This window comes from Arthrobacter sp. 9AX, assembly GCF_902506095.1.
Lineage (GTDB): Bacteria > Actinomycetota > Actinomycetes > Actinomycetales > Micrococcaceae > Arthrobacter.
Map to the genome: position 1 here is coordinate 32,664 of NZ_LR733293.1, position 12,784 is coordinate 45,447.

Below are 12,784 nucleotides of genomic sequence, written 5' to 3' on the forward strand. Positions count from 1 at the left end.
AAGGACACATGACAACCACCGACACTGCCGAGAACCCCGCCCAAACGGGTATCCGGTCCGAACACGACCTGCTCGGAGACCGCGACGTCCCTGCCAACGCCTACTGGGGCGTGCACACGCTCCGGGCTGTGGAGAACTTCCCCATTACCGGCCAGAAGTTGTCCTCCAACATGCACCTGGTCCGCGGACTGGCAGCAGTCAAGCTCGCCGCAGCACGCACCAACCGTGAACTCGGACTTCTGGACGCGGAACGGTCGGACGCGATCGAACAGGCCTGCCAGGACATCCTCGACGGCAAGCTCGCCGATCAATTTGTGGTGGACGTGATCCAGGGCGGTGCCGGGACGTCGTCGAACATGAACGCGAACGAGGTCATCGCCAACCGGGCGCTGGAAATCCTGGGCCACCCCAAGGGCGACTACACAAGGCTGCACCCCAACGACCACGTGAACCTGTCCCAGTCCACCAACGACGTGTACCCCACCGCCGTGAAGCTGGGCACCATCTTCGCCGCCCGGGAATTGCTGGACGCCCTGGCCGAACTCGAGGAAGCCTGCGCATCAAAGGCGCTGGAATTCCGCACAGTAGTCAAGATGGGCCGCACCCAGCTGCAGGACGCAGTCCCCATGACACTGGGCCAGGAATTCGGCACCTACGCCATCACCATCGGCGAGGACCGGCTCCGCCTCGCCGAGGCCGAACTGCTGATCCACGAGATCAACCTCGGCGCCACCGCCATCGGCACCGGCCTGAACGCACCCGCCGGCTACGCCGAGGCAGCCTGCCGGCACCTGGCCGACATCACCGGCCTGCCGCTGGTCACCGCCGTCGACCTCATTGAAGCCACCCAGGACGTGGGCGCGTTCGTGCACCTCTCCGGCGTGCTCAAGCGCGTGGCCGTAAAGCTGTCCAAGATCTGCAACGATCTCCGCCTGCTCTCCTCCGGCCCGCGCGCCGGCTTCGGTGAGATCAACCTGCCGGCAGTCCAGTCCGGCTCCTCCATCATGCCCGGCAAGATCAACCCGGTGATCCCGGAAGTGGTCTCCCAGGTGGCCTACGAGGTGGTTGGCAACGACGTCACCATCACCATGGCCGCCGAAGCCGGGCAGCTCCAGCTCAACGCCTTCGAACCCGTCATTGTCCACAGCCTCCACAAGAGCATCTCCCACCTGGAAGCAGCCTGCCGCACCCTCACGGCCCGCTGCATCCGCGGCATCACCGCCAACACCGAACACCTCCGCCGCACGGTGGAGCAGTCCATCGGCCTGGTCACCGCCCTCAATCCCCACCTGGGCTACGCCACCGCCACCGCCATCGCGCAGGAAGCACTCGCCACCGGCAAGGGCGTGGCCGAGCTGGTCCTGGAACACGGGCTCCTCACGGACACCCAGCTCCAGGAACTCCTCAGCCCCGAACGCCTCGCGAACCTCAGCAAGTAAGGACTCCCCAATGACCAACTCCCCCATACCCGACCACCTCATCGACGGCGGCCATGCGCACGCCTCCGAGACGGCGCTGCATGCCGAGGACAAGGGCTACCACAAGAACCTGAAGCCCCGGCAGATCCAGATGATCGCGATCGGCGGTGCGATCGGTACCGGCCTGTTCCTGGGCGCCGGCGGCCGGCTCAACGCCGCGGGCCCGTCCCTGGTCATCGCCTACGCCGTGTGCGGTTTCTTCGCGTTCCTGATCCTCCGCGCGCTGGGCGAACTGGTCCTGCACCGGCCCTCCTCGGGCTCGTTCGTGTCCTACGCCCGTGAATTCTTCGGTGAGAAGGCCGCTTTCGTCTCCGGCTGGTTCTACTGGATCAACTGGGCCACCACCACCATTGTGGACATCACCGCCGCCGCCCTCTACATGCATTTCTTCGGCAACTACATCCCCTGGATGGCCGATGTCCCGCAGTGGGCCTGGGCCCTGATCGCCCTCGTTGTGGTCCTGGCACTAAACCTGGTCTCGGTGAAAGTCTTCGGCGAAATGGAATTCTGGTTCGCCCTGATCAAGGTCGCCGCGCTGGTCATCTTCCTCATCGTCGGCACCTACTTCGTCATCTTCGGCACCCCGGTGGACGGCCAGCAAGTGGGCATCAGCCTCCTAACAGATAATGGCGGGATCTTCCCCAACGGCCTGCTGCCCATGATCATCCTCATGCAGGGCGTCCTGTTCGCCTACGCTTCGATTGAGCTGGTGGGCACCGCGGCCGGTGAAACCGAGAACCCTGAAAAGATCATGCCCAAGGCGATCAACTCGGTGGTCTTCCGCATCGCCGTGTTCTACGTCGGTTCCGTCATCCTGCTGGCCCTGCTGCTCCCCTACACCTCCTACCAAAAGGGCGTCAGCCCGTTCGTGACGTTCTTCGGCTCCATCGGCATCCAGGGCGTGGACGTCATCATGAACCTCGTGGTCCTCACCGCGGCCCTGTCCTCGCTGAACGCCGGGCTCTACTCCACCGGCCGGATCCTTCGTTCCATGTCCGTGAACGGCTCCGCCCCCAAGTTCGCCTCCCGGATGAACAAAGCCGGCGTCCCCTACGGCGGCATCGCCATCACCGCCGGCGTGTCCCTCCTGGGTGTACCGCTGAACTACCTCGTCCCCGCGCAGGCCTTCGAAATCGTGCTCAACATCGCCTCCGTGGGCATCATCATGACCTGGGCCACCATTGTGCTCTGCCAGATCCAGCTCAAGCGCTGGGCCGACAAAGGCTGGCTCGAACGCCCCTCCTTCCGGATGTTCGGCGCGCCCTACACCGGCTACCTCTCGCTCCTCTTCCTGGTGGGCGTGCTGGTGATGGTCTTCATCGAATCCCCGCTCACCATGCTCGTCACAGCGATCGCCTCGGTCCTGATGGTCTTCGGCTGGTTCGCCTGCCGCAAGCGCATCCACGAGATCGCCGAAACCCGCGAGGGCCACACCGGCCTCTCGCCTGTGGTTGCCAACCCGCCCGCGGACACCTTCAAGAAGTAGCCCCGCTTCAGGCGCACGACGGCGGCACCCCCGGTTCTGGACTGCAGAACCGGGGGTGCCGCCGTCGTTATGGGTCCTTCAGTTTCGGATTACCGTGACGGTTTCACCACCATCGCGGACCCTCCTCCGCGCCTTACGGGTTCGGCTACCGCGGTGACGGACTGGCCGTCCCGGCTGAACTCGATGGCTGTCGCCGCCCCAATTTCCGCGGCGGAGGTTCCAGCCTTGCCGGCAGCGGCGAAGGTATGACCGTACTGCGCAGAGAGGACCTTGCCGGATGGCGAGTCGATAAAGGCCTGCTCGGCAGTGACGTTGAGGGTGTTCCGCTGGGACGCGCGCGGGGCAGCCAGGGCGTCCTCAATGCTCATCCCCAGGTCGATCCGGTTGACCAGCGTCTGCAGCACGGTGGTGATGATCGTTGAGCCGCCGGGTGAACCAAGAGCCAGGAACGGATCGCCGTCCTTCAGCACGATGGTGGGCGACATGGACGAACGGGGCCGTTTGCCGGGCTGGATCCGGTTGGGGTCGGTTTCGCTGTAAACGGTGGAGAAGTCCGTGAGCTCATTGTTCAGGATAAAGCCGCGGCCGGGAACCACGATCCCCGATCCCCCGGTCTGCTCGATGGTGAGCGTGTACTCCACAATGTTGCCCCACTTGTCGGAGACGGTGAGGTTGGTGGTGTTAATGTTCTCGGTGTCCTTGTCATCACCGGCCGCTGCAGGATCAAGCCCGCACGTGCCGTCGTAATCCTCCACATCCCCGGCCGCCACGGGCTTCGGGGCTGCCTTCAGTGGGTCGATCCCACAGGCCCGCTCCTTGCCGAAGACGGGATCCAGGAGTTCCCCGGTGGGAACATCAACGAAGGCGGGATCACCCACGTACTTCGCGCGGTCGGCGAAGGCGAGAGCGCTGGCTTCGAGGTAGTGGTGCAGGACGGCCGCTTGGTTCCCGGCGATGCCGTTGCCTTTCACCAGGTCCGGCAGGTCGAACGGCTCAAGAATATTTAGCGCCTCGCCAACAGTTGTTCCGCCGCTGCTGGAGGGCGCGATCCCATAGACGTCGTAGCCGCGGTAGTTCACGTGCGTGGGGTCCTGGTCCAGGACACGGTAGTCCGCCAGGTCCTCGGTGGTCATGAAGCCCTTAGGCACAGGCAAAGCAGTGGTGGCTGTCTTGGGCGGTTCCTGCACAGTGGCCGCGATCTCCTCCGCGAGCGGGCCGTTGTAGAAGGCATCGACACCGTCCTCGGCAAGCAGCCGGTACGTCTCCGCAAGGTCGGGGTTCTTCAACACGGACCCGACCGCGGGTGCTTCACCGCCGGGAAGGTAAAGCTCACTGGTGGACGGGAAGGCAGAGAACCGCGCCTTGTTTTCATCCGTCTGAAGCTGGAACGTGGCGTCGACTTCGAACCCATCCTCGGCCACCTCGATAGCCGGCTCCAGCGCCTCTTCCAGGCTGAAATTTCCCCAGCGCTTCAGCGCACGTTCCCAGGTAGCCGCAGTGCCCGGAACGCCGACGGAAACCCCGCTGGTCACCAGTTCGGGCGTGAAGTTGTAGGGCTTTCCGGTGGAAAAGTCGATGAATGCATCAGCAGGCATCGCAGCCGGCGCCGTCTCGCGGCCGTCGATGGTGCTGACCTCACCGGACTCCGCGTCGTAGTACACAAAGTAGCCGCCGCCGCCGATGCCGGCGGAGTAGGGCTCGGTGACTCCAAGGGTGGCTGCTGCGGCGACAGCGGCGTCGACCGCGTTGCCGCCCTTGCGAAGGACTTCGATGGCGGCAGCTGATGCGTCCGGATCCACGGTGCTGACAGCTCCGCCATAGCCCTCGGCGGTGGGGGTCTTTTCGGTGCTGTCCGCCTGCCGTGGATGGGCAAGGGCCGGATTTGCCATGGCACCGGTGGTCACGCTCATCGCCAGCGCGGCTGTTATTGCGGCTGCCCGGCGTCCCAGAATTGGCATGATGGCTCCTGAACGGGTTTTGAGTGATGCCAGTCACGCTACTCCTCGGGCGGGGGACCCTCAACGGAATTCCCTACCCAACCGGCCCCCTCAAAACGTCATGCAACCGGGCGGCAACGTCCCCGCGGGGACGGATCGCATATGCTTCCTGTGCAGCTCATCACCGCGGCGCGCACCACGTGCGTTCAACGACGAACAGACCGGGAGACGGTATGACCAACTGGCGGATCAGGGACTTCCACTCATCAGACCTGGACGGGATCCTGCACCTCTGGGAGACCCTGAAGTCCCACAACGTCGAGCCGGTCTACGCCCTTTCCGAGGTCCTTGCATCCTGCGAAAAGGACCATGCCGTTGTAGCGGTGCAGGGCGACCAGGTGGTGGGCGCCGCCGTCGGCCGTGCCGCACACGACCAAGGCTGGATCGTTTTCCTTGCCACCCTGCCCGAATACCGCGGCCGCGGCATCGGCACCTCCCTGCTCGCCGCCGTCGAAAACCGCATGGCCCCGCACGGACTCAACAAACTCTCCGCCCTCATGCCCGAATCCGAAACCCGCGTCGAAGCCTTCCTGGGCCGCGGCTTCGCCCTGAAGAAAAACCTCCGCTACTTTGAACGCACCATCCCCGTCCAACGCCAGGAACTCACCGCCCTCGGCCAGCTCGGCGGCCGCGTCCTGGCCCGCGACCTCTGGGAAAACGTGGCCGGCATGCGCAAGGAGAAGGAACTCCTGGAACGCCGCCTCGTCCTTCCCCTCGCCGAGGCCGATCTCGCCGACGAATTCGGGGTCGTCCCGCCACGCGCCGTGGTCCTCTTCGGCCCGCCCGGCACCGGCAAAACCACGTTCGCCAAAGCCATCGCCTCCCGCCTCGAGTGGCCGTTCGTCGAAGTCTTCCCGTCCCGCCTCGCCGCCGACCCCCAAGGCCTGGCCGGCGCCCTGCGCGAGACCTTCCTCGAAATCGCCGAACTCGAACACGCCGTAGTGTTCATCGACGAAGTGGAGGAGATCGCCTCCCAACGCGCCGGCGACCCGCCCTCACCCCTGCAGGGCGTCACCAACGAACTCCTCAAAATCATCCCGGCCTTCCGCGAGCAGCCCGGCCGCCTGCTGGTCTGCGCCACCAACTTCATCCGCGCCCTGGACACCGCCTTCCTGCGCCACGGCCGCTTCGACTATGTCATCCCCATCGGCCTGCCTGACCGCCAGGCCCGCGAAGCCATGTGGCAGCGCTTCATCCCGGCCACCGTGGTGGATGCCGTGGACGTCGAACTCCTCGTGGACCGCACCGAAGGCTTCTCCCCCGCGGATATCGAATACGCCGCCCGCAGCGCCTCCCAGCGGGCGCTGGAAAAAGCAGTGTACGACGACGGCGGGCTGGCTTCCGGCGGCACGGTTTCCGTCCGTGAGGCGGTACGCAAGGGGCCCTCCACCCAGGACTACCTCGATGCCATCGCCGAAACCCGCACCACCGTCAGCGCCGAAGTCCACCAGGACTTCCTCGAAGATATCGACGCCCTGGGCCGCGTGTAACTTTTACTTATGTCCACCAATCCCCTCCGCCATGCGATGGCACGCATGGGCGGCCGCGACCCGTATGAGAAGCACCGGGCCGCCACACCGCTTGAACTCTTTTTCGACCTGACCTTTGTCATCGCCTTTGGAGTGGCCGGCAGCCAGTTCGCCCACGACGTCGCGGAAGCACACTTCCTCCCCGGCCTGCTGGGGTTCGCCTTCGCGATGTTCGCTGTGACCTGGGCGTGGATCAACTTCACCTGGTTCGCCAGCGCGTACGACACCGATGACTGGATTTTCCGGACGGTCACCATGATCCAGATCGTGGGTGTCCTGATCCTCGCCATGGGCATTGAGCCCATGTTCGATTCACTGGTGGAGGGAAAGCACGTAGACAACGCCGTGATCGTGGGCGGCTACGTGATCATGCGTCTCGCCCTGGTTTCCCAATGGCTCCGGGCGGCACGGCAGGATCCGGCCCGCCGGGACACCTGTCTTCGCTACGCGAAGTACCTGGCCGTGGTGCAGCTGGGGTGGATTGCGGTGCTCTTCATCGAAGCGGATGTTCCCACTACGTTCATGATGATCATTCCGCTGATCGTGCTGGAGATGGCCACCCCCTACGCCGCAGAGCGCAAGGCCAGGACACCGTGGCACGCCCACCACATCGCGGAGCGGTACGGACTGCTGGCGATCATCGCCCTGGGTGAGTGCCTCATCGGAGCCATCGAAACGCTCCGGGCCATAGTGGCCCACCACGGCTGGAGCGTGGACGCAGCACTGGTGGGCTTCGGCGGCACCGCCCTCGCCTTCGGCATGTGGTGGATCTACTTCATGCTGCCCGCCGGACGTGCGCTGCACCTGCGCCGGCACCGGTCATTCCTTTTCGGCTACGGACACATTCCCATCTTCGCCGCGATTGCGGCCACGGGCGCCGGGTTGCACGTGGCGGCCTACTACATCGACCACGAGGCGCAGATCAGCGCGGCGGCCGCCGTCGCCATCATCGCCATACCTGTGGCGCTGTTCAAGGGCGCGCTGACGTGGCTGTACAGCGTGATGGTCGGCGCGGACCGCACGGTTATTACCGTCGCCGTCGGCGTGCTGTTGGTGCTGGCCGCTGCAGTGGGCCTGGCCGCGGCCGGCGTTTCCGTCCCGGTGTGCCTGCTGGTGGTAGTGCTGGCGCTTGGCGCGTCCATTGTCATCGACGAGCGCCGCGGTGCGGAGCGGCTCCATCACGCCCTCGAAAAGCTGGAAGCAGAAACTACAGCTCCCCTGCAGCCGTAGCGGGTGCCGCCTCAAGCTCCTTCAGCAGCGAAGGATTCACCCGGGCCAGGATCTTCCTGACCTCCTCCGGCTCGACGGCGGCGTAGAGGACCGGCCGGGCGTCGCGGTATTTGGTGACCGGCGGCTTGTCCGGCCATTTCTCCGCCAGCGCCTGGACCCGCTCCGGGAGTGAGTTGTGGGCGTTGTCCGCGATCTTCACCAACGCGGCGTCGTGGTGCGCGGCGATCTCGCGCATGCCTGACTGGTAATCGTCCGGGTTGCTGTGAAGCCGGTTGGTAACCCGCTCAATGATCTCCACCGCCCGTTCGGAGACGCCCATGTCCAGCAGGGCCTGGCGGGTCATTGGTGTGTCCTCGGCGATATCGTGCAGGTAGCCCGCAATCCTGATGTCGTCGTCGAAGTCCGCCAGGGCGTCACCGACGGCGATGACGTGTTCCCGGTAAGGCCGCTTCAGCTTGTCCTTCTGGCGGTTGTGGGCCACCTCGGCCAGGACCTTGGCGGTTTCGACCGTGAATTTGGGTGCGGGGGCGTGCTCTGCGGAGTGCTCTTCAGACATGTCCCAAGCCTAGGCTGGCCCGGCACCTATTGCTTGCCGTATTTCCGGTGCACGGCCTGTTTGCTGACACCGAGGCACAGTGCAATCGCTTCCCAGGACAATCCGGCCTGCCGGGCACTCCGGACGAGCGACGATTCGGTGCGGTTCACTTCCTTCTGCAACTCCGCCACAGCGTGCAGCGCCTCCGCGGGCCCCATTCCGTCCATTGATCCCACCAGCGTCTTCATCCGCTCCACCTCCATGCCGTCAACTTTAGTTGACGAAATGAAGGTGTGTCAACAAAAGTTGACGACTGGAGCGTATGTTTCAGCTGGCGCCGGCAGCAGCCATCCCGCGCCACACCCACGGCTTGCGCGGCAGCGCCGCCGGGTCGAAGGCAGTCAACACTTGGCTCAGCGGCCCGGCGGGAAGTCCCAGCGACTCCAACAGCCGGTCGCGGACCGCCTGCGGAGGAAAGCCCTCTGCCGCGAGGTCGCCCAGCGTTACCGCGCCGTCCCGCTTGGCCAGCCGCAGGCCGTCGGAATTCAACACCAGCGGAACGTGCGCATATTCCGGAGCAGGAATATCAAGGAGTGAGGCGAGGTAGGCCTGCCGCGGAGTGGAGGCCAGTAGGTCGTCGCCGCGGACCACCTGGTCGATTCCCTGCTCGGCGTCGTCCACCACCACCGCCAGGTTGTACGCGGTCACGCCGTCATTCCGGCGCAGGACAAAGTCGTCCACCGTCCCGGTGTAGGCCCCGTGCAGCACATCGTGGACCGTATACTCCCTGACGCCCGCGCGAAGCCGCACGGCAGCGGGCCGGGTGGAGCGCTTGAACTCCAGCTCCGCGGGGTCCAGGTTCCGGCACGTCCCCGGATAGGTGCCCTGCGGCGCGTGCGGCGCAGAGGGTGCCTCCTGGATTTCACGCCGGGTGCAGAAGCATTCATAGGTGAGGCCGGCGGCCTGGAGCCGGGAAATCACTGCCGCATACAGGGGGCCCCGGGCAGTTTGGCGGACCACCTCGCCATCCCAGGTCACGCCGATGGCCGCCAGGTCGCGCAGCTGCTCCGCTTCGGCGCCGGACCGGGCCCTGTCCAGGTCTTCCACGCGGAGCAGGAAGTTCCGCTCGGACGAGCGGGCAAACAGCCATGCCAGGACGGCAGTCCGAAGATTTCCCACATGGAGTTCCCCGGAAGGGCTGGGGGCAAAGCGGCCGGCGGAGGTCATGGATCCACCCTATGCGGGAGGCAGGCGTGCGCGGACAACGGCAAGAGCCCCTCAGCTACCGATGACTTCGGGAATCCGACGTGCATCGGTAGCTCAGGGGCTCTTGCTTGTTTGCTTCAATGACCGAGGTGTGAACAAGCGTCAATCAGCGGCGGCTTCCTTGCGGGAAGCGGTGTCCAGTAGCCCAGGTGGTGTGCCGGGAGCCTGTAGCCTGCGGGAGTCAGCGGTAGCTTTGCCCTTGTTGCCACAATTTCAGCAGACACCCTACAGTTGGGACAACCCGTAGAACTTCGTTTGGTCAGTCTGACCAATCCGCGGGACTCACACCGACAGGAAATGATCAGATTGCAGGAACTGGACGCCACGGACAAACGGATACTGCATGCCTTGGACTCTGACCCCCGCGTTCCCATCATGGTGCTGGCGCAAAAGCTGGGCCTGGCCCGCGGCACGGTGCAAAGCCGCCTGGAGCGGATGACGGCGTCCGGCGCCCTGCGGCCCAACAGCAGCAGGGTGCTTCCGGCCGCGCTGGGGCGCGGCGTGGCCGCCGCTGTCAGCGCCGAGCTGGACCAGAGCCACCTGAACGAGGCTATCGCGGCATTGCGGAAAATCCCGGAGGTGTTGGAATGCCATGCCCCTGCGGGCGATACCGACCTGTTGATCCGCGTGGTGGCCACCAGCCCCGATGATCTTTACCGGGTATCCGAGGAAATCCGGCTGTGCCCGGGCATCGTCCGGACCTCTACCAGCATGTTCCTCCGCGAAGTGATCCCCTACCGGACCACCGGCCTGCTGGCGGAATAGCCAACAACCGAACACCAAGGACTCGGGCAAAATCAACCTGTCTCCGCCGTCAGGAAGTACGTGGCTTCGCGTTTCCCCGCTGATTTCGCCGCACGCAGGCGGACCCGGGCTCCAAGAGCGACTTCTCCATCACCTCGGGGTCCACCGGGCTCGACGTCAACTACGGCCTGCGGTACGACGGCGGCAAGGACACCCAGGTGATCATCGTCCACGTCCGTCCGGTCAGCTAAGCCGGCGGGCATAAGCCCCGCCTAGACCGGCGGACCGGCGTTGGACTTCAGGTTCTTCATCACCAAGGTGGACGTCAGCCGCTCCACGCCGGGCAGGGACGTGAGTTCGGCGTCGTAGAAGCGCTGGTAGGCGGGCAGGTCCTCGGCGATGACCTTCAGCAGGTAGTCCGGTGACCCGAAGAGCCGCTGCGCCTCCACCACGTTCGGATTCCCCGCCACCCGGTTTTCAAAAACCTCCATGGTGGCACGGTCCACCTGGCGCAGGGTGACAAAAACAATCGCCTCGAAACCCAGTCCCACCGCCGCGGGATCGATGTCTGCCCGGTAGCCCCGGATCACCCCTGACTGCTCCAGATCGCGGAGCCGGCGGTGGCAGGGAGCCACTGTTAAACCCACCTTGGCGGCAAGCGCCGTGGCGGTCATCCGGCCGTCCTCCTTGAGGTGGCGCAAGATATTTCTGTCAATATGGTCAATCACGCAAGAAGCTTACCGTTGGGAGGCTGAACTCAGCTATAAAGGACAGCACTTCTGCGCTGAAAATGTCTAAGGTTTGTCCTGACGCACCAGGTGGCAGGAGAAAGAATGAACCCCGAGCTGTTTTGGCCTTTGTACTGGTGGCCGCCGCCTTGGCGTGCACACCCGGCGTGGACTGGGCCTACTCCATTGCGGCCGGGCTGAGGCAGCGGAGTTTCGTGCCGGCGGTGGCCGGGCTCTGCGGCGGCTACGTCCTTCACACGGTCCTGCTGGTGGCCGGCCTGGCGGCCGTGCTCACGGGGATGCCCGGGGTCCTGGCCTGGATCACGCTGGCCGGCGCCGCGTACCTGCTGTGGCTCGGCATCAGTACCCTCCGTTCCTGGCGCGGGGCCAGCTTCACGGCCGGAACCAACAACGACGGCGGCACCCGGCTCCGCACGTTCCTCCAGGGCATGGGCACCAGCGGGATCAACCCCAAGGGCCTGCTGTTCTACGTGGCGCTGGTGCCCCAGTTCGTGAGCGCCGATGCGTCCCTTCCCGTACCCGTGCAGTCGGGCCTGCTGGGCATGACGTTTGTGCTGCTCGCGGGCCTCGTGTACACCGCCGTCGCCCTGCTCTCACGCACCCTGCTGCAGAGCCGGCCGGGAGCCGCCCGCCTGGTAACTCTCGCCAGCGGCGTGATCATGGTGCTGCTGGGCGCGGTATTGCTCGGCGAACAGCTGGTTCCGGTTCTTGCTGCGGCGCAGCCCTCCTGACCTGCGCCGCTATTCGTCGCTGAGCTTCTTCCAGTCCTGTTCCCAGATCCGGCGCATCTCCTCGTCCTTGCGGATGGGGACAGGCGCGGCGATCTCCTTCTGCGGCACCGGGTCTTCGCGCCTTCGTCCCCAGTCACGGGGGTTGAGCGAGCGCCTGCTGGAGTCCAGCACCAGCAGCGCCCGGTCCGTCAGGGCGTCATTGCGCAGGGTCAGGTGCGTCTTGCGCCGGCGCAGGACCTCGGCGAGCGCCTGGTGCGCCGCCTCGAACCGGCCCTCCCGGCGCAGCGCCCGCGCCCGCACCAGCAGGAGCGCGGCAGAGAGATCGTCAGCGTTCAGCAGGCCCTCTGTCCAGTCGATCACGGTCCGGCTCCGGCCCAGCGTCAGCGCCAGTGAGCAGCGGGCCAGTGCCATGGGAAGCGACGGCGGCAGCCCGGCCAGGGCGTCCAGCGCGGCCTCCGTGCGGCCCGTCTCGCGGAACGAATGTGCCAGGGCCAGGAATACTGATTCCTCGCTGAACAGGACGGGGATCTCCACCCGCTCGGCGAGCTCGATGCGGGTGACGATCCTGGTGAGGCAGGTGGATGAGTAGCGGTTCGCTTCGTCGTCGTTCCTGGTGGTGAGCCCGCGCTGCAGCAGTTCCGAGGCGCGCAGGTAGCCCCCCTGCTTGTAGACCAGCAGCCCGGACATCAGGTAGCAGAGTCCGGACCAGCCGGGATAGGCGCGGGCCAGCGTGATCAGCCGTTCGGGCTCGCGGCTCGTGAAGACGGCTTCGTGCACTGCCTTGGCGGGTTTGGGCAGCATCCGCTTGAGCCGCGGGATCTCCCCGTCAACGGTCAGCAGGGCAGGGTGGCGTCCCCCAAGCACGCCGGTGAGCAAGCCACCCACGCCGCCGGCAAGGTCATGGACCGGCGTGCGCAACCGGGGCTCGCCGAACGGCGTGAGGTCACGGCTGTCCCAGTAGATCGGTGCAGGGTCCCCGGCGGTCATCTTTCCATGCTAACCGCGACGTCCGACTGAATGGATGCCCCGGCGGACCGGG

Annotated in this window: 13 protein-coding genes; 6 read left to right on the top strand and 7 right to left on the bottom strand. The window is 65.6% G+C overall.

Going from position 1 to position 12,784, the window contains the following annotated elements:
- Positions 1-8 precede the first annotated feature (8 nt).
- The gene (locus BACI348_RS00175) at positions 9-1,439 is read left to right on the top strand and encodes an aspartate ammonia-lyase (protein ID WP_159823405.1); all 1,431 of its coding nucleotides are present in this window, start codon (positions 9-11) and stop codon (positions 1,437-1,439) included.
- A gap of 10 nt (positions 1,440-1,449) precedes the next feature.
- Entirely contained in the window at positions 1,450-2,964 is a 1,515-nt protein-coding gene (locus BACI348_RS00180; RefSeq protein WP_159823406.1) for an amino acid permease, read from the top strand.
- An 89-nt stretch (positions 2,965-3,053) separates the two neighbouring features.
- Here BACI348_RS00180 and ggt read toward each other — a convergent pair whose 3' ends face one another.
- Positions 3,054-4,922, bottom strand: a complete 1,869-nt coding sequence (ggt, locus tag BACI348_RS00185) for a gamma-glutamyltransferase (RefSeq protein ID WP_159823407.1) — start codon at positions 4,920-4,922, stop codon at positions 3,054-3,056.
- A 212-nt stretch (positions 4,923-5,134) separates the two neighbouring features.
- On the opposite strand from ggt, the gene BACI348_RS00190 reads away from it, so the two are divergent.
- Positions 5,135-6,451 (top strand): ATP-binding protein, encoded by a 1,317-nt coding sequence (locus BACI348_RS00190; protein WP_159823408.1) that lies wholly within the window; start codon positions 5,135-5,137, stop codon positions 6,449-6,451.
- 9 nt (positions 6,452-6,460) lie between these two features.
- Positions 6,461-7,720, top strand: coding sequence for a low temperature requirement protein A (locus BACI348_RS00195; protein WP_159823409.1), 1,260 nt, complete (start codon positions 6,461-6,463; stop codon positions 7,718-7,720).
- Here BACI348_RS00195 and BACI348_RS00200 read toward each other — a convergent pair.
- From BACI348_RS00200 to gluQRS, 3 genes are all read right to left on the bottom strand, one after another.
- Complete coding sequence (locus BACI348_RS00200; protein ID WP_159823410.1) at positions 7,698-8,276, bottom strand: nucleotidyltransferase family protein; 579 nt, start codon at positions 8,274-8,276, stop codon at positions 7,698-7,700. The genes BACI348_RS00195 and BACI348_RS00200 overlap by 23 nt on opposite strands.
- Positions 8,277-8,302: 26 nt before the next feature.
- Complete coding sequence (locus BACI348_RS00205) at positions 8,303-8,518, bottom strand: death domain-containing protein (protein WP_104043882.1); 216 nt, start codon at positions 8,516-8,518, stop codon at positions 8,303-8,305.
- 64 nt (positions 8,519-8,582) lie between these two features.
- Positions 8,583-9,482, bottom strand: a complete 900-nt coding sequence (gene gluQRS, locus BACI348_RS00210; protein ID WP_159823411.1) for a tRNA glutamyl-Q(34) synthetase GluQRS — start codon at positions 9,480-9,482, stop codon at positions 8,583-8,585.
- A gap of 336 nt (positions 9,483-9,818) precedes the next feature.
- Here gluQRS and BACI348_RS00215 point away from each other — a divergent pair, with 336 nt between their 5' ends.
- On the top strand, positions 9,819-10,286 hold the full coding sequence (locus BACI348_RS00215) for an Lrp/AsnC family transcriptional regulator (protein ID WP_159823412.1): 468 nt from the start codon (positions 9,819-9,821) through the stop codon (positions 10,284-10,286).
- 32 nt (positions 10,287-10,318) lie between these two features.
- Here the strand turns inward: BACI348_RS00215 and BACI348_RS00220 are convergent, their stop codons facing one another.
- Together BACI348_RS00220 and BACI348_RS00225 are read right to left on the bottom strand one after the other, a co-directional pair.
- Positions 10,319-10,528 carry a hypothetical protein gene (locus BACI348_RS00220; protein ID WP_159823413.1) on the bottom strand — a complete coding sequence of 70 codons (210 nt, stop codon included), beginning with the start codon at positions 10,526-10,528 and terminating at the stop codon, positions 10,319-10,321.
- A 9-nt stretch (positions 10,529-10,537) separates the two neighbouring features.
- Complete coding sequence (locus BACI348_RS00225; protein WP_159823414.1) at positions 10,538-10,993, bottom strand: Lrp/AsnC family transcriptional regulator; 456 nt, start codon at positions 10,991-10,993, stop codon at positions 10,538-10,540.
- 62 nt (positions 10,994-11,055) lie between these two features.
- On the opposite strand from BACI348_RS00225, the gene BACI348_RS00230 reads away from it, so the two are divergent.
- Positions 11,056-11,745: a LysE family translocator gene (locus BACI348_RS00230; RefSeq protein ID WP_159823415.1), complete on the top strand. Its 690-nt coding sequence runs from the start codon at positions 11,056-11,058 to the stop codon at positions 11,743-11,745.
- A 9-nt stretch (positions 11,746-11,754) separates the two neighbouring features.
- Here BACI348_RS00230 and BACI348_RS00235 read toward each other — a convergent pair whose 3' ends face one another.
- On the bottom strand, positions 11,755-12,732 hold the full coding sequence (locus BACI348_RS00235) for a hypothetical protein (protein ID WP_159823416.1): 978 nt from the start codon (positions 12,730-12,732) through the stop codon (positions 11,755-11,757).
- Between the last annotated feature and the right edge of the window lie 52 nt (positions 12,733-12,784).

Bases quoted from the DNA above. Each gene is read 5' to 3' on its own strand.
- BACI348_RS00175 (WP_159823405.1), top strand. From the start codon at position 9: ATGACAACCACCGACACTGCCGAGAACCCCGCCCAAACGGGTATCCGG.
- BACI348_RS00180 (WP_159823406.1), top strand. From the start codon at position 1,450: ATGACCAACTCCCCCATACCCGACCACCTCATCGACGGCGGCCATGCG.
- ggt (WP_159823407.1), bottom strand. From the start codon at position 4,922: ATGCCAATTCTGGGACGCCGGGCAGCCGCAATAACAGCCGCGCTGGCG.
- BACI348_RS00190 (WP_159823408.1), top strand. From the start codon at position 5,135: ATGACCAACTGGCGGATCAGGGACTTCCACTCATCAGACCTGGACGGG.
- BACI348_RS00195 (WP_159823409.1), top strand. From the start codon at position 6,461: ATGTCCACCAATCCCCTCCGCCATGCGATGGCACGCATGGGCGGCCGC.
- BACI348_RS00200 (WP_159823410.1), bottom strand. From the start codon at position 8,276: ATGTCTGAAGAGCACTCCGCAGAGCACGCCCCCGCACCCAAATTCACG.
- BACI348_RS00205 (WP_104043882.1), bottom strand. From the start codon at position 8,518: ATGGAGGTGGAGCGGATGAAGACGCTGGTGGGATCAATGGACGGAATG.
- gluQRS (WP_159823411.1), bottom strand. From the start codon at position 9,482: ATGACCTCCGCCGGCCGCTTTGCCCCCAGCCCTTCCGGGGAACTCCAT.
- BACI348_RS00215 (WP_159823412.1), top strand. From the start codon at position 9,819: ATGATCAGATTGCAGGAACTGGACGCCACGGACAAACGGATACTGCAT.
- BACI348_RS00220 (WP_159823413.1), bottom strand. From the start codon at position 10,528: ATGCCCGCCGGCTTAGCTGACCGGACGGACGTGGACGATGATCACCTG.
- BACI348_RS00230 (WP_159823415.1), top strand. From the start codon at position 11,056: ATGTCTAAGGTTTGTCCTGACGCACCAGGTGGCAGGAGAAAGAATGAA.
- BACI348_RS00235 (WP_159823416.1), bottom strand. From the start codon at position 12,732: ATGACCGCCGGGGACCCTGCACCGATCTACTGGGACAGCCGTGACCTC.